Annotated in this window: 21 protein-coding genes; 11 read left to right on the forward strand and 10 right to left on the reverse strand. The window is 43.0% G+C overall.

Annotated elements, in window-relative coordinates; all coding sequences use genetic code 11:
* Positions 1 to 15 precede the first annotated feature (15 nt).
* Positions 16 to 1,653, reverse strand: a complete 1,638-nt coding sequence (locus I6E61_RS11195; RefSeq protein ID WP_197134789.1) for an NAD(P)/FAD-dependent oxidoreductase — start codon at positions 1,651 to 1,653, stop codon at positions 16 to 18.
* A 60-nt stretch (positions 1,654 to 1,713) separates the two neighbouring features.
* Positions 1,714 to 2,427, reverse strand: coding sequence for an RluA family pseudouridine synthase (locus tag I6E61_RS11200; RefSeq protein WP_197134792.1), 714 nt, complete (start codon positions 2,425 to 2,427; stop codon positions 1,714 to 1,716).
* A gap of 382 nt (positions 2,428 to 2,809) precedes the next feature.
* Here I6E61_RS11200 and trxA point away from each other — a divergent pair, with 382 nt between their 5' ends.
* The 3 genes from trxA (at position 2,810) to I6E61_RS11215 (ending at position 5,639) form a co-directional block, all read left to right on the forward strand.
* A complete protein-coding gene (gene trxA / locus I6E61_RS11205; RefSeq protein ID WP_197134795.1) occupies positions 2,810 to 3,136 on the forward strand; it encodes a thioredoxin in 327 nt (108 codons plus the stop codon).
* A gap of 518 nt (positions 3,137 to 3,654) precedes the next feature.
* Positions 3,655 to 4,923 (forward strand): transcription termination factor Rho, encoded by a 1,269-nt coding sequence (gene rho / locus I6E61_RS11210; RefSeq protein WP_055125334.1) that lies wholly within the window; start codon positions 3,655 to 3,657, stop codon positions 4,921 to 4,923.
* Positions 4,924 to 5,399: 476 nt separating this feature from the next.
* On the forward strand, positions 5,400 to 5,639 hold the full coding sequence (locus I6E61_RS11215) for a hypothetical protein (RefSeq protein ID WP_197134798.1): 240 nt from the start codon (positions 5,400 to 5,402) through the stop codon (positions 5,637 to 5,639).
* Positions 5,640 to 5,776: 137 nt separating this feature from the next.
* Here the strand turns inward: I6E61_RS11215 and I6E61_RS11220 are convergent, their stop codons facing one another.
* The gene (locus I6E61_RS11220) at positions 5,777 to 6,667 is read right to left on the reverse strand and encodes a neutral zinc metallopeptidase (RefSeq protein ID WP_197134801.1); all 891 of its coding nucleotides are present in this window, start codon (positions 6,665 to 6,667) and stop codon (positions 5,777 to 5,779) included.
* Positions 6,668 to 7,187: 520 nt separating this feature from the next.
* On the opposite strand from I6E61_RS11220, the gene I6E61_RS11225 reads away from it, so the two are divergent.
* Positions 7,188 to 7,544 carry a hypothetical protein gene (locus I6E61_RS11225; RefSeq protein ID WP_110923572.1) on the forward strand — a complete coding sequence of 119 codons (357 nt, stop codon included), beginning with the start codon at positions 7,188 to 7,190 and terminating at the stop codon, positions 7,542 to 7,544.
* Positions 7,545 to 7,784: 240 nt separating this feature from the next.
* On the opposite strand, the gene I6E61_RS11230 is transcribed toward I6E61_RS11225, so the two are convergent.
* From I6E61_RS11230 to rpmI, 5 genes are all read right to left on the reverse strand, one after another.
* Entirely contained in the window at positions 7,785 to 8,084 is a 300-nt protein-coding gene (locus I6E61_RS11230; protein ID WP_197134804.1) for an integration host factor subunit alpha, read from the reverse strand.
* A gap of 226 nt (positions 8,085 to 8,310) precedes the next feature.
* Positions 8,311 to 10,716, reverse strand: coding sequence for a phenylalanine--tRNA ligase subunit beta (pheT, locus tag I6E61_RS11235; protein WP_197134807.1), 2,406 nt, complete (start codon positions 10,714 to 10,716; stop codon positions 8,311 to 8,313).
* Positions 10,717 to 10,903: 187 nt separating this feature from the next.
* Positions 10,904 to 11,959, reverse strand: a complete 1,056-nt coding sequence (gene pheS, locus I6E61_RS11240; protein WP_110923575.1) for a phenylalanine--tRNA ligase subunit alpha — start codon at positions 11,957 to 11,959, stop codon at positions 10,904 to 10,906.
* Between the two features lie 308 nt (positions 11,960 to 12,267).
* Complete coding sequence (gene rplT / locus I6E61_RS11245; protein ID WP_011281252.1) at positions 12,268 to 12,624, reverse strand: 50S ribosomal protein L20; 357 nt, start codon at positions 12,622 to 12,624, stop codon at positions 12,268 to 12,270.
* 150 nt (positions 12,625 to 12,774) lie between these two features.
* Positions 12,775 to 12,972 (reverse strand): 50S ribosomal protein L35, encoded by a 198-nt coding sequence (gene rpmI, locus I6E61_RS11250; RefSeq protein ID WP_197134810.1) that lies wholly within the window; start codon positions 12,970 to 12,972, stop codon positions 12,775 to 12,777.
* A 437-nt stretch (positions 12,973 to 13,409) separates the two neighbouring features.
* On the opposite strand from rpmI, the gene I6E61_RS11255 reads away from it, so the two are divergent.
* The 7 genes from I6E61_RS11255 (at position 13,410) to I6E61_RS11285 (ending at position 19,726) form a co-directional block, all read left to right on the forward strand.
* On the forward strand, positions 13,410 to 13,856 hold the full coding sequence (locus I6E61_RS11255) for a thioesterase (protein WP_197134813.1): 447 nt from the start codon (positions 13,410 to 13,412) through the stop codon (positions 13,854 to 13,856).
* A gap of 123 nt (positions 13,857 to 13,979) precedes the next feature.
* On the forward strand, positions 13,980 to 14,813 hold the full coding sequence (hisIE, locus tag I6E61_RS11260) for a bifunctional phosphoribosyl-AMP cyclohydrolase/phosphoribosyl-ATP diphosphatase HisIE (RefSeq protein ID WP_197134816.1): 834 nt from the start codon (positions 13,980 to 13,982) through the stop codon (positions 14,811 to 14,813).
* A gap of 243 nt (positions 14,814 to 15,056) precedes the next feature.
* Complete coding sequence (gene tatA, locus I6E61_RS11265) at positions 15,057 to 15,329, forward strand: Sec-independent protein translocase subunit TatA (RefSeq protein ID WP_197134819.1); 273 nt, start codon at positions 15,057 to 15,059, stop codon at positions 15,327 to 15,329.
* Between the two features lie 53 nt (positions 15,330 to 15,382).
* A complete protein-coding gene (gene tatB, locus I6E61_RS11270) occupies positions 15,383 to 16,084 on the forward strand; it encodes a Sec-independent protein translocase protein TatB (protein WP_197134822.1) in 702 nt (233 codons plus the stop codon).
* Positions 16,084 to 16,950, forward strand: a complete 867-nt coding sequence (gene tatC, locus I6E61_RS11275) for a twin-arginine translocase subunit TatC (RefSeq protein WP_197134825.1) — start codon at positions 16,084 to 16,086, stop codon at positions 16,948 to 16,950. The genes tatB and tatC overlap by 1 nt, the downstream gene beginning before the upstream one ends.
* 179 nt (positions 16,951 to 17,129) lie before the next feature.
* Entirely contained in the window at positions 17,130 to 18,629 is a 1,500-nt protein-coding gene (locus I6E61_RS11280) for a UvrD-helicase domain-containing protein (protein ID WP_197134828.1), read from the forward strand.
* Between the two features lie 77 nt (positions 18,630 to 18,706).
* The gene (locus tag I6E61_RS11285) at positions 18,707 to 19,726 is read left to right on the forward strand and encodes a tRNA-dihydrouridine synthase (RefSeq protein ID WP_197134831.1); all 1,020 of its coding nucleotides are present in this window, start codon (positions 18,707 to 18,709) and stop codon (positions 19,724 to 19,726) included.
* Positions 19,727 to 19,803: 77 nt separating this feature from the next.
* On the opposite strand, the gene I6E61_RS11290 is transcribed toward I6E61_RS11285, so the two are convergent.
* Together I6E61_RS11290 and I6E61_RS11295 are read right to left on the reverse strand one after the other, a co-directional pair.
* Positions 19,804 to 20,229: an MAPEG family protein gene (locus tag I6E61_RS11290; protein ID WP_197134834.1), complete on the reverse strand. Its 426-nt coding sequence runs from the start codon at positions 20,227 to 20,229 to the stop codon at positions 19,804 to 19,806.
* 14 nt (positions 20,230 to 20,243) lie between these two features.
* Positions 20,244 to 20,657, reverse strand: coding sequence for an OsmC family protein (locus I6E61_RS11295; RefSeq protein WP_110923584.1), 414 nt, complete (start codon positions 20,655 to 20,657; stop codon positions 20,244 to 20,246).
* Positions 20,658 to 20,777 lie beyond the last annotated feature (120 nt).

Genomic DNA, 20,777 nt, shown 5'->3' on the forward strand with positions numbered 1-20,777 from the left:
AGCCACTCATCCAATCTAACGACTGAATCGTAGCCAATCATCCTTTATTTTACGGTATTTGAGCACTATTCGGTCGCTGAGATAATTGTTTGTAACCCGCCAAGGATAGATATCTCCTTGCTTGGGTAGCTCGTGTTGAGCGCGATTGACATATCCTGAGGATAACGCGCCCATCACAGTCTCTGATTGGACATGGGCAGCGCCATGCTCACTCTGCGCTTCCGCTAATACTGCTTGATAACCATGCTTATCCATATAGCCAAGCAGTCGCATCACATACTGACAGGCCAAATCAATCTTTAATGTCCATGAGGCGTTGGTGTAGCCGAACAGCACTGCCATATTGGGCACATTTTCAACCATGACCGCTTTATAAGTCATGCGTGTACCGATATCTACTGCCTCTCCATCGATATATACTTTTGCACCACCCAGCATTTGTATCTTTAGCCCTGTCGCTGTCACGATGATATCTGCATCGAGATGTTTGCCAGAGTTGAGCATGACACCTGTCTTCGTGAAATGGTTTATTTGGTCAGTCACGACGGCTGCGCGCTTACCCTGTAACGCTTTGAATAAATCACTGTCTGGTACTGCGCATATCCGTTGGTCCCAAGGATTATAATCGGGTACAAAATGCGCCACATCGACATCGCTGCCTTTTAGTTCTGTTTTGACGCCGCGCTTTAATAGCGCTTTCATAAATTTGGGGGCTACTATAGCCGCTCGGTAAGTACCTTGTTGTATGAGTACATTGCGGGTACGCAATACCATATAGGCCTGCTCTTTTGATAAAGGTGAAAACTTGCCTGACAGCCAATCGAGCGCATAATCATCGCCTGGCACACTTGCCACATAAGTGGGTGAACGCTGCAGCATAGTGACGTGTTGGGCGCATTGCTCAGCTTCTTCATCTACTAACGCTGGTAGCAACGTCATCGCCGTCGCACCACTCCCGATAATGACTATCTTTTTGTCTTGATAGTTGACGTTATGCCAATGCTGCGGATGGACTATCCGGCCTTCAAACGTTTCTTCTTGATCAAAATGAGGCTTATAACCTTGCTCATAATCGTAATAACCAGTGGCACCGACGACGAACTTGGCTGTCAGAGTAAACACTTCACCGCTAACATGGTTTTTTACCATGGCCGTCCATCGTTGGCTGCTAGTTGACCAAGAAAGCTGCTGTACCTCATGCTGATAACGAATATGTTCAGTGACGCCAAACTCCTGTGCCGTATCAGCAATATAACGCTTAATATCCCCGCCTTTTGCCAAAATCCTATGGTTCAACCATGGCCTAAAACTGTAGCCAAACGTCAACGCGTCAGAGTCAGAGCGAATGCCGGGGTACGTAAATAAATCCCATGTACCACCCAAATCTGTACGCTTTTCTAAAATCGCAAACCGCTGCGAGCTTTTCTGCTGCTGTTTTGATGATTGACGTTTACGTTGACCTGGGCTTTTATGACCAAACAGCCCTCTGTGTTTTTGCTGCTGCAATCGGCAAGCCATACCTATACCGGCAATTCCTGCGCCGATGATAAGCACTTCATAATCTACTGGCGTGTCTAAGCGCGCCTTTTTAGATTGAAAGCGTCTCTTCACTGCCTGCCTTGCCGCCTGCTTTGCTGCTATGATATCAAGCATAATACGGTCCTTGTTTTTGCATGATTTATCTAATTTTCATGATTTAACTAAAAAATCTGATTAAAAAGGACTTGGGCTTTCCCAGTCCATCCACGCACCCAATACCGGATGCTTTAGACGTAGATGCTGTGCATGCAGATTGAGCCTTGGCGCAATCTCTAACGCAGTCCCTTCAGCATAAATAGGGTCGCCAATCATCACATGATCAACATGCACCATATGTACACGTAGTTGATGGCTACGACCGGTAACCGGCTTTAGCATCACTCGTGTCACTGCATGACCGTCACACTCTTCATGAGCCAATATTTCATACATGGTTAACGCATGCTTTGACCAATCGTGGTCAACGATGTGGCGCGGTTTGGTCGCAGGCTCGTAGCGGACTGGCACTGATATTTTGCCAGTTGCACCAACACTCTCCCACTGGCCAAAGACACGGGCTTGATACTTCTTCTGTGGCAAACGCTCAATAAACTGCTTACTGATATGAGTTTGTGCTGCTGCGTTTTTTGCAAAAATGAGCAAACCTGAGGTATCCATATCAAGACGATGAATCAATTTGACTGCTGGATTGACGCGCTCAAGCCTTGCTAGCAAACTCACATTTAGCGTTTTACCATTGACACTTAATAGCCCTACGGGTTTATCAACCACCCAAATATCATCGTCCTCGTAGACCGTAATATCTCGTGCAAATGCTTGAAAAAACTCAAACGAACGGGCATTTTCTTGAGCATTAAGGGCGTTGACTTCTTCATCAGTAAAAAGCATAAAAATGGGCTACTTATATTAAGGCGTAAAGGTAAAAAACAGACTTACTTATGGATTAAAATGTGAGGTAAATGGCAATTTCAAGCGTAAAGAGATATGTCAGACGGGTTAAACAGTCGCAACCATTTCATCAAAAATGCACAGAGCAGAATCAACTGGCAGGCAAAATATAATTCATATCGCCCTATGTCGATTTATTGTGCTAATCGCAATTGTTAAACAATTTAACCAGCCTGCATCTGTCAAGTTTGAGCAAACATGTTAATATAATGGCACATTTTCACCACTTCTAAACGATTCTTTGGTCACTCATCACGCTACTATCTAACTAAGATATTATGTAATGTATGGCGATAGAAATAATAAAACAAGAGAGAAAACTATGTCAGATCTTATTTTCCATACCACCGATGCAGACTTTGATAAAGACGTACTAGAGTCAGACGTACCAGTATTGGTAGACTTTTGGGCCGCTTGGTGTGGTCCTTGTAAAGCCATCGCTCCTATTTTAGAAGATTTAGCCGCTGACTACCAAGGTAAAATCAAAATTGTTAAGGTAGATGTTGATAGCAACCCACAAGCGGCTAGCCGTTTTGGTATTCGCAACATCCCAACCCTGTTTGTATTCAAAGATGGCGAAAAAGTTGATTCAGTAATGGGTTTACAGCCAAAAGCTGAATTGGCAAAAGTATTAGACAAGCATTTATAAGCTTGTGATAGCTAAGCATATGTTAAAAATTGCAATGTAATAGAAGGAGCCACTATCTCACTGAGATAGTGGCTTTTTTGCTTATTTTTTATGCAAAAAACTCGATTATATGACTTTTTTGGCAAAATTTATTGACAATGCTATTGTGAAGACCGTATAGTCTGCTGACAACAGAAAACTAATTGTTTTCATAAGTGTCTTATCGCTATTCTCCTCGTGTTTATCAACAAAAACACAATCGTCGTTATAAACACCATTGCTGAACGAAATGACTAAACACAATTACTGATATTGAGTTTTTGACGCAGACTCTTATGTAGCCTTCTTTATATTTATTTCTTATTACCTTGCATCAAACGACTGCAATTCGTACATAAGCTGACATGTAACACCCAAACTACATAAATCCTAGCTCTGTGCACGCACCCTCTATCGCCATATTATCGTTGTTTTAATCAATGTCGTGACTTGTGCTGCTAATGGCATCTCTCATCTGATCACTTGCTAATGACCTATCTATGAATCTTACTGAATTAAAGAAAAAATCAATCGCTGAGCTATTGGCTATCGCAAAAGAAATGGGTCTTGATAATATGGCACGTAGCCGTAAACAAGATATTATCTTTGCTATCCTCAAAACCCATGCCCGTAACGGTGAAGCCATCTATGGTGACGGCGTCCTTGAGGTTCTACCGGATGGTTTTGGCTTTTTACGCTCATCAGAAGGCTCTTATTTAGCGGGTCCTGATGATATCTACGTCAGCCCTAGCCAAATTCGTCGCTTTAGCCTAAAGACGGGTGACAGTATCGCTGGTACGATTCGTCCACCAAAAGATTCTGAGCGTTATTTTGCGCTATTAAAAGTCGGTGAAATCAACTTTGATACGCCAGATCGTTCACGTCATAAACTTATCTTTGAGAACTTGACCCCACTATTCCCAACTGAGCATTTAAAACTCGAGCTTGGTAATGGTACAACCGAAGATTTGACTGGTCGTATCATCGACTTGATCGCACCGATTGGTAAAGGTCAGCGCTCTATTATCGTTGCGCCGCCAAAAGCCGGTAAAACGATGCTGCTACAGACCATCGCCCAGTCAATTACTCGTAACAATCCTGAGTGTTATCTCATCGTACTATTGATCGATGAGCGCCCAGAAGAAGTCACTGAGATGGTACGTACGGTACGCGGTGAAGTGGTTGCCTCTACTTTTGATGAGCCACCACAGCGCCATGTTCAAGTGGCTGAAATGGTCATCGAAAAAGCCAAGCGTTTGGTCGAGCATAAGCAAGATGTGGTTATCTTACTGGACTCAATTACACGTCTTGCTCGTGCTTACAACACCGTTATTCCTTCATCTGGCAAAGTATTGACAGGTGGTTTGGATGCCAATGCGCTTGAGCGTCCAAAACGCTTCTTTGGTGCTGCACGTAATGTCGAAGAAGGTGGTAGCTTGACGATTATTGCCAGTGCTCTTATCGATACTGGTAGTAAGATGGATAGCGTTATCTTTGAAGAATTCAAAGGTACAGGTAACCAAGAGATTACGCTTGAGCGCGATCTGGCTGAAAAACGTGTCTTCCCTGCGATTAATATCAAAAAATCTGGTACTCGCCGCGAAGAGCGCCTGCTTGATGAAGATAAACTGCGCAAAGTTTGGATTTTACGTAAATTACTACAGCCGATGGATGGCGTACAAGCAACTGAGTTCTTGTTAGACCGCTTAAAAGAAGCGAAAACCAATGATGAATTCTTTGAGCAGATGAAACGTAAATCACAGAACTAAGGCTAGCACCGTATTGCTTTAGCATAATACGCAAGCATTTGGCTTAGACAAAAAAGACCGCTTCCGAGCGGTCTTTTCTATTTTTACGATTAGAGATTACAACCAGCAATCTCAACTGACTTGTTATCTATACGAACGCAACAACTCTGAGCAAAACCTCTATCAAGGACACAGTGGAGAAACATCCTTTACAGGATATTCGCAAAGAATAGCGCTTTTACTACGCGCATAAATTATTAGTTGGGGTAGTATGAGCATACTCTGCTACACAAATCGACAGCAGTATCAATTTTTGATACATTTAACGCAGTCTTTATTAATACAGACCACGATATGTTTTGCGGTAACACAATAGGTCATTTTAAGACTATTGCCCAAGTATCCTAATACTGAATGTTAGTACTAAAATGCTTGGACAATGCAAATATCGTGTTTTGATTATGATTAACTAACTTGATAACTTAACAGGTGATATTATGAAATTTGCTAAAACTATTGCAATGACTGCTCTTACTAGCTCTGCTCTTATCATGGGCGGCTGTGCAACTAATGGATATAGCAGTGGCTTGAGCAATACTGCTAAAGGTGCTGCTGTTGGCGCTGCTGCGGGTGCTGTACTTACAAGTAACGGCGATAGCAAAGACATCGCTCGTGGCGCACTTGGTGGTGCTGCAGTAGGCGGTGCTGGTGCTTATATTCTTGACCAAACTCGCTAATTGATCTCATCAAGGCTGAATCCTACCTTGATAGAATCTTAGCTAGACACAAAAAAGCCTGCAATTGATTGCAGGCTTTTTTGTGTCTAGCTAAGGCGTATCGAAAATAAATACGCTTAGCATGATATCTAGTACACTTATAGCGCTCCACTAAACGTATCACAAGACTGTACGCTACCACTCTCTAGACCACGAGTGAACCATTGCACACGCTGCTGACTGGTCCCATGAGTAAAGTTGTCAGGTACAACCGCGCCACCACTAGCTTTAGCTAAACGGTCGTCACCGATTTGACTGGCTGCATTGATAGCTTCATCGATATCACCCGCTTCTAAGAACTGTACGCGCTCTTGATTACGCTGCGCCCAAACACCTGCGAAGCAATCTGCCTGTAACTCTTGTAGTACTGACAGCCTATTGGCTTCTGCACGCGTGACTTGACGTCTGGCTTCGTTGACTTGCTGACTAATACCTAGCAACGTCTGCACATGGTGACCAACCTCATGCGCGATGACATAAGCTTGAGCAAAATCACCCGCCTTGCCTTCGTTGCCTTCATCACTAGAGCCCTGCTTATCACCTGTGATACCAAGATTTTGACTCATTTCTACAAAAAATGATTTATCTAAATAAACAGTTTGATCTGCTGGGCAATAAAACGGACCTGTCGCCGCGCTAGCGCTACCGCAAGCTGAGCTCACTTGACCATTAAACAGAATCAATGATGGCTCTTGATAGGTACTACCTGCTTCATTAAATATTTGATGCCAGACTTCTTCTGTATCAGCCAATACTACTTTTACAAACTGTGTATCTCGATCTGTATCGGTTGCAACCTCAGTAGAGGTATCACTACTTCCACCGCCAGTAACGGCTTGACCTGTCTGCAAAGCCGTCATTGGGTTTACCCCAAATACTAGCCATAAGATACCAGCAATGATAATACCGCCGATACCACCGCCAACCATCTTTCCGCCACCACTACTGGTGCGTACGTTTGAACTACCACGTCGACCTTGCCATTTCATAATTTTATTCCTCAAACATACGATAGGTACTGCTGCTCGTATTGATAGTTATTCGTATAATATTACAGCCAATACTGTTTTTTATCTTGGTGCTTTAGCCTATTATATTAAAAATAATAGGCTGTATAGGCCTTTCGATAGATAACACCTCTTTAATTTACTCACATTACATCAAACGTTACATTTATTTACTGATTAATCGTCGTGAAAGCAGTAAATTATTGCAAGTAAATTTAGAAGTTAATATCCAAAAAACTTCTTTAAAAACAATCTGATGTCATTGATTGCATTTTTTTTGATATCCAACAGGGTGTTAAAAATTATAATCAATATACGAAGTAAAATTAAACTTACAATTTTATTGTTACTTAATTGTACGGACTATTTCCATTTAGGTAGAAAACATATAGAATGCGTGCAAGCTGAGTAGCTGTAACTGGAAGTCGTTGAATACTGAGAAATCTCGGATTTCAACCCATGTTGCTGCTATTGATCATTTCATTTTTCCGGAGAAAACACTATGAAACTTAAATTACTTGCTCTAGCTGGTATCATGACTGCAACTATGGGCCTAACTGCCTGTGACAGCAGCAAAGAAAACGCTGCTGAAGATTTATCTGACGCATCAGAAGAAGTGCAAGACGCTTCTGCAGAACTAGACGAAGCTGCTGCTGAAGGCGAAGTAACTGCTGATGCTGACGCTGCTGTTGCTGGCGCTGAAGCTGACATCGCTGATGCTCAAGCTGCAACTGCTACTGACGAAATGGACGCTGAAGTTCCTGTAGACGGCGAAGCAACTACTAGCATGGATGTAGCTAGCGAAACTCCAGCTGTTGACGCTGCTGACGAAGTTGTTGTTGAAGAACCAGCTCAGTAATTTTATCGTTTATACGATGAATATACTGTAGTAAAAAAAGAGAGCATTAGCTCTCTTTTTTTATGCCTGTTATTTATGATATATAACAAACTAATATCGTAATATTCATCAATATTGCTACTCATATATGGTTTAAGCATATCAACATGCTTAGCTTGCACACCTAGACTATATAGTGAGTAACAATCGACGACCTAAATATCAAAACTTAAGCCGTCATCATCAATACAAACATCTAGATTAGGCGTCAAATAGACGCTCATCAACCTGCTGGCGAAACTTCTGTCCTGTTTTAAAGGTAACCACACGTCGGGCTGATACCGCAACGGGCTCCCCTGTCTTCGGGTTACGACCTGGTCGGCTGTTTTTATCTTTAAGTTCGAAATTGCCAAAGCCTGAAAGCTTGACCTCTTTGCCATCAATCAAACTCTCTGACAACTCATCAAAAAAGTTCTCTACCAAACAGCGGCCTTCTTGGCGTGTTAGGCTTAGGTGACTCATTAAATGCTCAATCATGTCAGATTTGGTTAGGGTGCTCACAGTACAACTCCTATGCTATGTCGTGATGTCGAATATCATGGTTTAGCGGTATGAGGGTTAATGTTAGCTATTATAAAGGTTTTTGGATGTTTTTTTAATAAAAAACGCAGAAAAGTCCTTTATTAATAACCACTTAACGTATTTTAGGGCTTTCTATTAGTAGCAATGCTCCGTAGCCTTATGAATAGAAAAGCTACAGAGCATTGTTTATTGTCTATATTAAATATTAGCTATCGCGTAACTGCGCAGAATGCTGTGTTGTTAGCGCTTGCACAACCTGATCAGTAGTCGTTTTTACCACGTCATCAGATAAGGTTTGCGTACTGTCTTGCCATACGAGTGCAAATGCCAATGAGCGCTGACCTGTCGGTACTTTATCGCCTTGATAAACATCAAATAACCACAGATCTGTCAATAGCTCGCCTGCGGCAGCACGAATCGTAGTTTCTAGTGTCTGCAAACTAATATCACTATCGACTAGAATGGCAATATCGCGGCGTACTTGTGGGAACTTACTAGGCGTGCTGATAGCATGCTGCTCACGAGCGACAGTCAGCAATGGTGCAAGTGATAGCTGCGCAACCCAAGTGGCTGGTAGGTCTAACTGTTTTGCGGTGTTAGGGTGCAATTGGCCAAGCCAACCAACGTACTGATCATCGATATATAGTTTAGCGCTTTGACCAGGATGCAAAAAGTTTAGTCCACTACGCTCATAACGGATACGAGCACCCTCTATTTGCGCAGGTAATAACTGCTCGATATCATGTTTGAGGTCATAAAAGTCTAAAGCACGATTCTGATAGGCTTGCTCATCCCACACATTACCGACTGCGACCAACGCAATACTTGGTGTCTGTACTAATTCGCTAATGCTCTGCCCGACAAAGCTAAGACCCGTTTCAAAGAAACGTACGCGTGGTTGCTGACGGTTCAAGTTATATTGCACACATGGTAATAAACTTGACAGTAAGGTGCGGCGCATAACGGCTAAATCACTAGAGATAGGATTGGCTAGTGCCAGTACCTCTCCCAGTGCTTCGTCATCGAGCAATGCTTCTAGTTTTGCATCGCTAAAACTAAAGCTAATCGCTTCCATATAGCCAGTATCGACCAATGCCAACTTCATCTCATGAGTCAAGTCAGCGGTATCGTCATAATCCATGCTTACTTGCAGATGTGGCAAAACGCTTGGAATATTGTCATAACCATAAATACGGGCAATCTCTTCGATAAGATCCTCGCGGATACTCATGTCAAAACGATAAGATGGCGGCTTACAGACCAACGCATCTGCTTGTTGCTCAACTTCAAACCCTAACTGAGTTAAGATACGCACCATCTCTGTTGGCTCAATATCGATCCCAATGACATCACGAACTTTAGTGATGGGCAAAGTAATTGGCGCACGTGCTGGTAAATGCTCACTACTCTCAGCTTTTACGATAGGACCCGCTTGACCACCAGTGACGCTAATAATCAAATCACAAGCACGTGCCAATGCTAGCTCTGGTAACTCAAAATCTACCCCACGTTCAAAACGTTGCGACGCATCAGTATGTAAACCAAAGCGGCGTGCGCGAGCAGCGATAGCAAGCTGACCAAAGAAAGCACTTTCTACAATAATATTGGTTGTGCTATCAGTAATGCTACTACGCTGACCACCCATGATACCAGCAAGTGCCAGTGCCCCTTTATCGTCAGCAATCACGAGCTCATCACCCGTTAGAGTAACCGTTTGCTCATTGAGTAAAGTAATGGTCTCAGCAGGCTGCGCCAAGCGCACAACGATATCACCAACGATGGTATCTGCATCAAAAGCATGTAGCGGCTGACCCAACTCCATCAATACATAGTTGGTCACATCAACCAAGAAGTTGTGTGAACGTAATCCTGATTGAACGAGCGCATCCTGCATCCACTTTGGTGTTTCGATACTACGATCAATATTGCTAATCGATTGTAATAAGTAGCGTGGACAGGCTTCAACGGCATTTACCGTTACGGCTGGCGTTGCACCATTTTCGGTAATAGTGATGTTTTCAGCGATGGTTGGCATTTGCATTGGTAAGTCGTTGATGACTGATATTTCACGTGCAATACCACGTACACTAAAGCAATCACCACGGTTTGGTGTGATAGAGATATCCAATATCTGATTATCTAAGCCTAGATATTCACGGATATCTGTACCGATCAGCGCATCTGCAGGTAATTCAAGCAAACCGTCTATGCTATCCGTTAAATCAATTTCGGAAGCACCACAAAGCATACCGTTAGAGGCCACGCCGCGTAGATTACCGTTTTTGATTTTAAAGCCCTTCTTGTCATCGCTTGGTAGCACTGCCCCAACGGTGGCAACAGGTGCTTTCATACCGACGGTGACATTAGGAGCACCGCATACAATTTGTAGCAGCTCAGCTTCACCGATATTTACCTGCGTGACTCGCAGTTTATCCGCATCTGGATGCTGCTCAACGCTGACGACTTCACCGACGACCACACCACTAAAGGCACGAGCAACCGCATAGCGATCATCAATCTCTAGCCCTGCCATGGTTAACTGTTCGGCCAACTGTTCGCTGGTATTCGTGGGGTTCACCCATTGACGTAGCCACTGTTCGCTAATTTTCATAAATATCTCGGATCAGAATTTTATAATAAAGTGTTGGAGTAACGCTTGGCGAATTCACTTGCTATAGTCAATCCTATATAAACTAGATACAGCGTCAGGCTCGCTCAGTCTACAATTTGTAGCACTTTCACTCACCTTCCTTGTATCTAAATTATCTTGAACTGACTATATAGGCATAAGGAAAAATCTAGCCAAATTGCTTTAAGAAGCGCACGTCATTTTGGAAAAACAGACGTAAATCGTCAATACCGTAATACAGCATCGCAAAGCGCTCAATACCCATGCCAAATGCAAAGCCAGTATACTTTTCAGCATCAATGCCGCAGTTGGTCAGTACTTGTGGATGTACCATACCGCAGCCCATGACCTCAAGCCATTTGCCATTGTCATCTAAGATATCTACTTCGGCAGAAGGCTCAGTAAACGGAAAAAATGATGGGCGGAAACGCACAGTCAGTTCTTTGGCAAAGAATGCTTCTAAAAACTCACTAATCAAGCCTTTTAGCTCAGCAAAGGTGCTCGACTCAGTAACCATAAGCCCTTCTAACTGATGAAACATCGGCGAATGGGTTTGATCGGAGTCATTGCGATAGACGCGACCTGGGCAAATAATACGAATAGGCGGTTCGTTCTTTTCCATCGTGCGAATCTGCACAGGACTGGTATGCGTACGCAGTAGGTAATGCGCATCAAAATAGAATGTATCGTGCATCGCGCGTGCTGGATGATGCGACGGAATGTTTAGTGCTTCAAAGTTATAGTAATCGCTCTCGACTTCAGGGCCAGTCGCGACATTGAAGCCTGCTTGAATAAAATACTGCTGCATGCGCTGAGTAATCATCGTTACTGGATGTAAATGACCTTTTTGACCACCACGAGCAGGTAACGTAATATCGATACTTTCTGCTTCAAGCTTGGCATTTAATGCGGCCACTTCTAACTGTTGTTGCTGATCAGTCAATGCTTGCTGAATACGGCTACGGACTTGATGTAACCAGCCACCGTAGGTTTTTTTGTCATCAGCACTGAGTTTACCCATTTGCTTTGACCAGCCAGTTAATGGGCTCTTTTTACCTGTCAATTGCACACGCAAATCTTGCAATTCACGCGCATCAGTAATCTGTAAAACCAATGCTTCAGCAGCACTCGCAAACTCTGTCAGTTGAGCTTCATTCAGCTCACTGAGCTCTGAGGATAAGGTCGGTAGCGCCGACAAATCGTTGATAGCAGCAGGGGTAGTCATAAGACGCATTATTCCTGATTTAAACGGACTATTAATAATAGTGATTGGTAATTGTAGGGGTTTGACCAAATATTGCAAACCATTTACCCATTCATTTTAAAATAAAGGCTAATAATATGAATGGCTTGAATATTTAGACAACAAAAAATTTAATTGCACATCAAACGAATTTTTTCTGAATTCGAATAGTGCAAATAAAGTCAGCTCTAAAATATTTTAATATAAAAAAAGCCACCGACCAGCGGTAGCTTTTATTAATATCGTACTATTAATCAATATTAGTTCTATTCATTTAGATAGGCTAATATTTATGCTAGTTCCGCTTTTGCTTTTTCAACCAATGCAGTGAAAGTCGCTGCATCATGCATAGCGATGTCAGCAAGTACGCGACGATCGATTGCGATGTTAGCTTTTTTCATGCCATTGATAAAGCGGCTATAGCTCAAACCGTTTAAACGTGCACCAGCATTAATACGTGCAATCCAAAGACGACGGAAGGTACGTTTTTTGTTGCGACGGTCACGATAAGCATATTGACCAGCTTTGGTCACTGCTTGTACCGCTACACGGTAAACACGTGAACGGGCACCGTAGTAGCCTTTTGCGCGTTTTAGGATTTTTTTGTGACGACGATTCGCCTGTACACCACGTTTTACACGGGCCATAAATTACTCCAAGATATTTTTAATCATTATTAAACGAATCACGATGTCATCGAATAGTAGACATCGTTATCAGATTGCAAGGTCAAATATTTTTAATTAAGTGGCTATTAATTAAATAGCGCTTGATTAAATGCATATGACGATAGGCTATTAGATGTATGGGCACATACGACGAACTGCTGCTTCGTCAGACTTGTCCACCATCTTAAGACCGCGCAACTGGCGAATACGCTTAGCTGATTTCTTGGTCAAGATATGGCTTTTGTTTGCTTGCTTACGTTTGAAGCCGTTTGCTGTTCTTTTGAAGCGTTTAGCTGCACCGCTTCTGGTTTTCATCTTAACTTTCATGATGATTTGCCTCTTTGTCTTTGATAGAACCTGGTCGTCAAATAGTAAATAACGAATAGTGGCTTTAAAAACAACCACTAAACCTCTATTTGCCTCGAGGTGGGAGGCGGTATTTTAGCAGATAGCGCGCTGTTTTGCCAAGGAAAGTTTTAATCTTGCCCCAGTAAACCATCATCGTAGATAACGAGTATGAACCGACTGCTAGCCTTTCTGATAAAAACACCAATAAAACTGGAAAATCATCCGCAAATAGATTGAATGTCAGCTTAAGCTGTGCTTAAGTAGAGAGTGAATACTGGTATAGTTTAGGAGCTAATAATACAAGGCTACTTATCACACTTATTAGCCGTATATCATGCGGTCGTCATCGTTACGATGTTAGCAACCTATATCAAGTTCAGCAGAACTCATCACCTGCCGTCAACCTAGGAAATAATGTGTCAAGAAAAGAGTTGGATTTTGATAACGATTTATTTGTTTTTGAAACAGTTATGCGTGTACGTCATACTGAGGTTGATATAGGCCAGCATCTGACACTCGAATCATTGACGGCGTTGGTGACTGAAGCACGAGCAAGATTCTTATACTCCAAAGGTATTAAAGAGATCAATGCTGACTATCAGGGCTTGATTATCGATGAGTTACAGTTAAACATTGATGGTCATGTACCTCTGCGTGACCAGCTCCTGTTTGAGATAGGCGTTGAGCCGTTGTATGATGATGACGGCGGCAATATAGTGATAAAAGTTACGCGTATGCACACAGGTGAAACAGTGGCTAAAGCACGGCTACACTTTCTCAGTTACGACTTTCGGCTACATAAAGTGACGGCGCTAAACAACACTTTAAAAGAAGCGCTGTACCCACACTTAGTTAATCTTTAATATTGTTTTTCTTAAAATACTGTCTTTGCTTAACCAGCTTTCTCACTCGCAATATCAAAAGAGTGAGTGGCCATGTTGCAATGACCATTCCTTACTTCATACTTATAAGATGATAGATATATTATGACTTTACCTGCTTGGCTGGCTGCCATAAAATTTAATGATGATGGTTTGATTCCTGCAATTGCTCAAGACCATAAATCTGGGCGTATTTTGATGATGGCATGGATGAATGCTGAAGCCTTACAGTTGACTGCGCAAACTCAGACAGCAGTTTATTTTTCGCGCTCACGCAGCAAGCTGTGGCACAAAGGCGAAACCTCAGGTCATACTCAAACTGTCCACGATATTCGCTTGGACTGTGATGCAGATGTGATTGTACTTGATGTCACCCAAGCTGGCGGCATTGCTTGCCACACTGGCCGAGAGTCTTGTTTTTATCAGCGCTTGGACCTATCTGGGCAAACGCCAGAGTGGCAAACTGTCGATAAGGTGCTAAAAGATCCTGCTGATATCTATCATTCAGATGCAGCGAGTTCTCCTCATCAAAACCATGAAGCTGATGCAGTTGGTACAGTCGCAAATACTGAGAGTCAAATAGAAAGCGCCTCTATTTTGCAGCAACTTGATAATGTATTGGCCGAGCGTAAGCAAGCAGATGCTGATAGCTCTTATGTGGCTAGCTTATACGCTAAAGGGTTGAATAAAATATTAGAAAAAGTCGGTGAAGAAAGCACAGAAAGTATCATCGCTGCCAAAGATTTCGCCAGTTGCGATGAAAGTATAGACAAAGCGCAATATGATGAGGCACGTCATGAGCTCATTTATGAAGTTGCCGATGTCTGGTTTCATACGTTGGTGGGACTGGCATGGTTCGACATAGAGTCGGACGCTGTGTTAAATGAGCTAGGTCGTCGCTTTGGATTGTCGGGCATCGATGAAAAGGCTTCGCGATAACTTGTGATGTTGTAAAGTCAATCTAATGAAGGCAGCTTGTCAAATCGTAAAATAATTAGCTACTCTGTTTGATTATTTTGCGATTTCACCCTTTTGTCACAACTGCAGGTTATAATATAGCTCTTTTAACGTCGCATTATATGTCGATACTTTTTGTGTACTATATTGCTATGTGATAAACGCAAAGCTATAAACGTAAAGTATTCATATACAGACTGAAAACCAAGACATGAGGATAGCTTTATGGGCAGTTTTTCTATTACGCATTGGCTAATACTATTGGTCGTTGTGGTCGTCGTATTTGGCACCTCTAAACTGAGAAATGCAGGCAAAGATTTGGGCGGTGCGGTTAAGGGCTTCAAAGAAGCGGTCAAAGATGAAAATACCGAGCATGCTAAAAAGCATGCCGTCCTTGATCACGATAGCAATACACGTACAACAGATCGCTCAGCTACTGACAACATCAATAATAGCGATATCAACGCCGCCCCAACTGACGATAAGCACAACGTATAATGCCTATAGCACTTCGCCAGCCTGTAGTTCCTAGATAGTGACACTCAACCATTATGTTTGATATTGGGTTTTCCGAATTACTCCTCTTTGGCATAATCGCCTTGATTGTTCTGGGTCCAGAAAAACTGCCTCAGGCAGCACGGACGGCTGGGCAATGGTATGCCAAAATTCGCCGTACGGTTTCTACTTTACAGTCTGAAATAGAGGCTGAGCTAGATTTGGCTGAAACACGGCAGCAAATGCAAAAAGAGCTGGCAAAAATCCGCCAGACTGAGTCGGATATGAAACGCGAGCTAGCAGAAATGCGCGGCAATATGAAAGAGTTTGAAAACGCTCAAAATCAACATTTCAATGCAGCGCATGATACTGTCGATAAGCGTGCATATGGCAAGGCTGATGAAAATAATGGTGAGCAAAATAGTAGTGAACAAAAAAATCAGTCAGTCACGCCCAAAGAATTCGATTATGCCTATGTGCAAGATACGACATTAATAGATACTAAGCAGCCATTAGTATCAGAAGTAGATGACAGTTTACACGGCTCTTTCACCGGCAGCACGCCCCAAGATAGCACTCATCAAGTGGTTCAAAACATCACGACCAAACCTTGGGAAAATATGTGGTTCCGTCTTGGTGCGTATGACAAAGCTCGCCGTTTACCTATGCCTCCCTACCTGCCGAATTATAAAGCCGACGTTTTATTAAACAGTCCTGTAAGCATGCAGACTTCTGACAATAAACAGGAGTCTGATTGATGGGATTATTCAAACGCAAAAAAAGCCGCCAAGAAAAAGTCGCTAGTTCAGACAAAGAAGCAACTACCGATGCGATAGATAAAAATGAGTCTACAGATGCGTTAAGCGCTGTGGCTGATATGCCTATTACAGAACATTTGATTGAGCTACGTAGACACTTAATTAAGATATGTGTTGCTGTACTGGTCATATTTTTGGCGTTAGTCGGATTTTCACGCGAGCTATATAACCTATTGTCAGATCCGTTGGTTGCACAACTGCCAGCCAATTCGACCATGATTGCGACAGACATCACCTCCAACTTTATGGCTCCAATACGTCTGACTGTATTTGTCGCTGCATTCTTTGCCATGCCTTATATTCTGTATCAAATTTGGTCATTTGTAGCGCCTGGTCTATATAAGAAAGAGAAGAAAATCGCGATTCCAGTACTATTATCTTCGATATTCTTATTTTATTCTGGCGTAGCGTTTGCCTACTTCATCGTACTCAAAGGGGTTCTAAAGTTCTTTATCATGTTTGCCCCGCAAAACGTCCTACCAATGACAGATATCGACAGTTATCTAAGCTTTGCACTCAAACTGTTTATGGTATTTGGCTTAACTTTTGAGATTCCAGTCGTCACTTTGCTATTGATATTAACTGGCATTGTCTCCATTCAGAGTCTAGAAGATAAGCGCCGCTATATCATTGTCGGTTGTTTTGCCGTGGCAGCAGTCGTCACACCGCCTGATGGCGTATCAATGCTGATGCTAGCGATTCCGATGTGGTTATTGTTTGAGCTTGGTTTGTTTTTAGCCAAAATCTTAATCAAAGAAGAGCCTAGCGCTGCTCTAGCTGCTAAGACGGCCTCGCACAAAGAATGAACTTACCAGTTAATTCAAAACAGGCCAACGCGCTAATCTGTTAATATGGTTACTTAAGCCTCAAGCAATCGTCCATACATCTTTTGACTATATTATCACTAATCAGCCATTGTCTATGCAGTGGCTTTTTTTACCCCCATCATTTTTGACCATGTTTTACTCTTTTAGGTAACTTTGTTATGTCCGCATCTATGCCAGCTTATATGAGCGATCCCACTGATGAGCAATTGAATGCGCTTAATATGGCGATGGATCACAAGTCATTCAAAGTGGTGGCTTATGCGGGTGCTGGTAAAACCACGACGCTCAAGCTAATCGGTGAGCGCCTGCGCGGACGCGGCTTATATTTAGCCTTTAACAAAACGATTGCCAATGATGCACGCTCAAAGTTTCCACCACATGTGGAATGTCGCACTTTTCACTCACTTGCCTATCGTCATGTCGCGCGTGACATCACTGCAAAACTCTCCTTGCCGCGCTTTTCACCTAAGCGTCTGGGTGACGATTTGGGCTTGCAACCTGTACAAGTCCGTCGGCAAATGGATGGGGTTAATAAATACATCACACTCACGCCAGCCCGATTGTCGCGATTTGTCAGTGATGCGGTGAGTCACTTTTGTAGTACGCATGCCAGCTACCCTGCCCCCAGACACATACTTTTCCCAAGTTGGCTCGATGACTCAGATGCAGAGCAATTGCGTGAGATGCTCTACCCTGCCGTAGAACAACGCTGGTTGCAGTCGATTGATGCGCGTCATCCTGCTGGCATTGGGCATGATATTTATCTGAAACTTTGGGCATTGTCTAAGCCAAGCATTCCAGCCGATTTTATCTTATTTGACGAAGCGCAAGATGCCGACCCATTGATGATGGGTATTTTGACCCAGCAGCCGAGACAGGTCATCTATGTAGGCGATGCACATCAGCAGATTTACGAGTGGCGCGGTGCGGTCAATGCCATGAAAAAACTGCCGCTGCCGCAAACCTTATTGACGCAGTCGTTTCGCTTCGGCGAGCCAATTGCAGAAGTTGCCAATACACTGCTCAAGGCATTGCAAGAAGATGTGCCGCTCAAGGGCAATCCTAATAAACAGTCCTCTACTGACAAAGGCATGGTACATAGTAAAAAAGACGCCATCCTATGCCGTACCAATGCCGCTGCGATGTCGCAATTATTGACTGGACTTAAACTCGGTCATAGAGTGGCGCTGCAAGCAGACACTGATCGTATGCTGAAATTCTGTCAGGCTGCCGAAAATTTAAAAAATGGCAAATCTGCTTATGGTGTGCCCGAGCTGGCATACTTTTATAATTGGGGTGACGTACAAGAGTATTCTGAAACCAATGAGGGCAGCGATCTCAAAACTCTAGTCAAACTGGTCGATGACCATGGCACCAATGTATTGAGTCAAGCGGTCAATAGCTTGACCAGTATCGAAAATGCGGACTATGTCATCTCAACTGCTCACAAAGCCAAAGGGCTTGAATGGGGAAAGGTACAGTTAGATGATGACTTTTATTATGATGTCACCACCAATGCGGTCAAGATAAGTCCAGAAGAGTTGCGCTTACTATATGTCGCTTGCACTCGTGCCCAGAGCAATTTGGACATCCATAATATTAAAGACTTGATATCAGGATTGCAGACAGGTAAGAAAGTTATTTTTGGTAAGACTTAATTATCCTCCATCTCTGCCAATCTCAAGCTTCATTCTATCTTTCGTTATAGCAACCTTTTAGCAGTGAACCACAAGCAATGAACCATAATGATCAGCTTCAAATCCGTCAAAATACGATCTCTCAATTATTTTCTGACCCTGTTCGCCTCCTTGCACCAATGGAAGGGCTAACCGATCCGTTGATGCGGCAAATCCTCACGCAGATTGCGGCAGATTTAGGTCGTCCCTATGACTGGTCGGTTAGCGAGTTTATTCGTGTGACTCAGCATGTCTTGCCCGCGCATGTGTTTTACAAATACGTTCCAGAATTGCGTCATGATGCCAAGACTGCCTGTGGCACACCGATTCATTTGCAGCTCTTAGGTAGCGAAGCGCAACTCATGGCAGACAACGCGGCATATGCTGCCGAGCTTGGTGCACCTGCCATTGATATTAATTTTGGCTGCCCTGCCAAGACAGTAAACAGCCATCGTGGTGGTTCCGTATTATTGGATGAACCTGAAACCATGTATCAGATTATTAGCGCTGTACGTCAGGCAGTACCTGATAATATTCCTGTGTCTGCCAAGATTCGTTTGGGATATACCGATACCAGTAGAATGGATGATATTCGTGGCGCGATTAACGACAGTGGTACTGACTGGCTGACCATTCATGCACGCACCAAAACCCAAGGTTATAAGCCGCCAGCCTATTGGGACAAGATTCAAAGTTTTAATGCGCTCGATATTCCAGTGATTGCCAACGGTGAGATATGGAACGCAGAGCATGCACAGAACTGTATGACGCAAGCAGGTACAAAACATTTAATGTTAGGTCGCGGTGCGGTTACCCGTCCCGATTTGATTGCGCAGGTTGATAGCAATATTAATGATACGGGAATGATGACTGCCTTAGCATGGGAAGATTTAATCACACATCAGATTAAATTTTTGGAAGGTCAGGCTAAAACTGAAGTCATACTGGTCGGTCGCTACAAGCAATGGCTCGCTATGCTCACCAAAGGCTACGGCGAAGCTAAGATAGTATGGGATGATATGAAACGAGAAAAAAACAAAGCAGTTATCATTAGCGCACTGCAAGCCAGTGTAGGCTAATGATAACTGCTTTTATCTAAAAGCTAGGCTGTCTTAAAACTCATTCATCTTGAAGTTAATAGACTTAACAAACTGTACTAAATACTTACTCGAATCGCTAAATAAAATAGCATCAAAGAACAAGCCATCGATAACGCCCAAAGTATCGAGCGAAAAGCTGACAAATTGGTGATATAAGCCACACAAAAACCAATACGAATCAGCACATACAGCCAAGCCAATACATTGATAATTGCCTGTGGCACGAAGAACAGCATTGCCGTTAGGACAGCCGCCAAAAATATAGGCAACGTCTCATAGCTATTTTGCTGTGCAGCATTAGCACGTGCCGCCATTCCTGTCGCATTTTTAAAAAAATCACGTGGATGCGTATTATTTCTGAGCTTAAAACCGCCAGACGCTTTTGCAACGATTGATACTAACCATGGTAATAAACTTGCCACCACCATTGCCGAAATGGCAGATGCTGCGGTATTAGAGACCAACTCCAAAAGTGCATTCATTAATATATTCGCCTCTACCCTGCTATAACTTCAAAATCATGAGTGACGTTCACGCCGCCCTGTACCAACATTCTACTGGCTGAGCAGTATTTTTCTGCTGATAAATGAATGGCTTTTTCGACTTGCTTTTCTTTGACATCTTGACCCGTCACCACAAAATGCATATGGATATCGGTATATACCGCTGGTACGGTTTCAGCACGTTGTGCAGTCAATTCACAACGCACATCTGTCACTGCTTGGCGTGATTTTTGTAAGATCTCTACGACATCATAGCTAGCACAACCACCAAGTCCCAATAGAATCAGCTCCATTGGACTAGCGCCTTTTTCTTTATCTGCATCGATCTGTACATTATGTCCTGACGGTGACACGCCCATAAAAGCTTTGTTTTCTTGCCACGTAACACTTGCTTTTGACTCTGACATTTTGCCTGTTCCTTATTTCAATTAGCAGGTTCTCTGCTTTTTATTTTTAATAATACCCGTTGCCTTAATACTGTATGGGTAGTTATATCACGTTGCTAGTGTAGCATAAGCCAAAGCGAG

Origin of the sequence: Psychrobacter sp. NZS113 (assembly GCF_015864825.1) — a bacterium.
Classification (GTDB): domain Bacteria; phylum Pseudomonadota; class Gammaproteobacteria; order Pseudomonadales; family Moraxellaceae; genus Psychrobacter.

What these genes read in the sequence shown, in the direction of transcription:
- tatC (WP_197134825.1), top strand. Translation starts at nt 16,084, where the DNA reads ATGGGATTATTCAAACGCAAAAAAAGCCGCCAAGAAAAAGTCGCTAGT.
- I6E61_RS11285 (WP_197134831.1), top strand. Translation starts at nt 18,707, where the DNA reads ATGAACCATAATGATCAGCTTCAAATCCGTCAAAATACGATCTCTCAA.
- rplT (WP_011281252.1), bottom strand. Translation starts at nt 12,624, where the DNA reads ATGGCCCGTGTAAAACGTGGTGTACAGGCGAATCGTCGTCACAAAAAA.
- tatB (WP_197134822.1), top strand. Translation starts at nt 15,383, where the DNA reads ATGTTTGATATTGGGTTTTCCGAATTACTCCTCTTTGGCATAATCGCC.
- rho (WP_055125334.1), top strand. Translation starts at nt 3,655, where the DNA reads ATGAATCTTACTGAATTAAAGAAAAAATCAATCGCTGAGCTATTGGCT.
- trxA (WP_197134795.1), top strand. Translation starts at nt 2,810, where the DNA reads ATGTCAGATCTTATTTTCCATACCACCGATGCAGACTTTGATAAAGAC.
- I6E61_RS11215 (WP_197134798.1), top strand. Translation starts at nt 5,400, where the DNA reads ATGAAATTTGCTAAAACTATTGCAATGACTGCTCTTACTAGCTCTGCT.
- I6E61_RS11280 (WP_197134828.1), top strand. Translation starts at nt 17,130, where the DNA reads ATGTCCGCATCTATGCCAGCTTATATGAGCGATCCCACTGATGAGCAA.
- I6E61_RS11200 (WP_197134792.1), bottom strand. Translation starts at nt 2,427, where the DNA reads ATGCTTTTTACTGATGAAGAAGTCAACGCCCTTAATGCTCAAGAAAAT.
- I6E61_RS11220 (WP_197134801.1), bottom strand. Translation starts at nt 6,667, where the DNA reads ATGAAATGGCAAGGTCGACGTGGTAGTTCAAACGTACGCACCAGTAGT.
- I6E61_RS11195 (WP_197134789.1), bottom strand. Translation starts at nt 1,653, where the DNA reads ATGCTTGATATCATAGCAGCAAAGCAGGCGGCAAGGCAGGCAGTGAAG.
- tatA (WP_197134819.1), top strand. Translation starts at nt 15,057, where the DNA reads ATGGGCAGTTTTTCTATTACGCATTGGCTAATACTATTGGTCGTTGTG.
- I6E61_RS11295 (WP_110923584.1), bottom strand. Translation starts at nt 20,657, where the DNA reads ATGTCAGAGTCAAAAGCAAGTGTTACGTGGCAAGAAAACAAAGCTTTT.
- hisIE (WP_197134816.1), top strand. Translation starts at nt 13,980, where the DNA reads ATGACTTTACCTGCTTGGCTGGCTGCCATAAAATTTAATGATGATGGT.
- pheS (WP_110923575.1), bottom strand. Translation starts at nt 11,959, where the DNA reads ATGACTACCCCTGCTGCTATCAACGATTTGTCGGCGCTACCGACCTTA.
- I6E61_RS11225 (WP_110923572.1), top strand. Translation starts at nt 7,188, where the DNA reads ATGAAACTTAAATTACTTGCTCTAGCTGGTATCATGACTGCAACTATG.
- I6E61_RS11290 (WP_197134834.1), bottom strand. Translation starts at nt 20,229, where the DNA reads ATGAATGCACTTTTGGAGTTGGTCTCTAATACCGCAGCATCTGCCATT.
- rpmI (WP_197134810.1), bottom strand. Translation starts at nt 12,972, where the DNA reads ATGAAAGTTAAGATGAAAACCAGAAGCGGTGCAGCTAAACGCTTCAAA.
- pheT (WP_197134807.1), bottom strand. Translation starts at nt 10,716, where the DNA reads ATGAAAATTAGCGAACAGTGGCTACGTCAATGGGTGAACCCCACGAAT.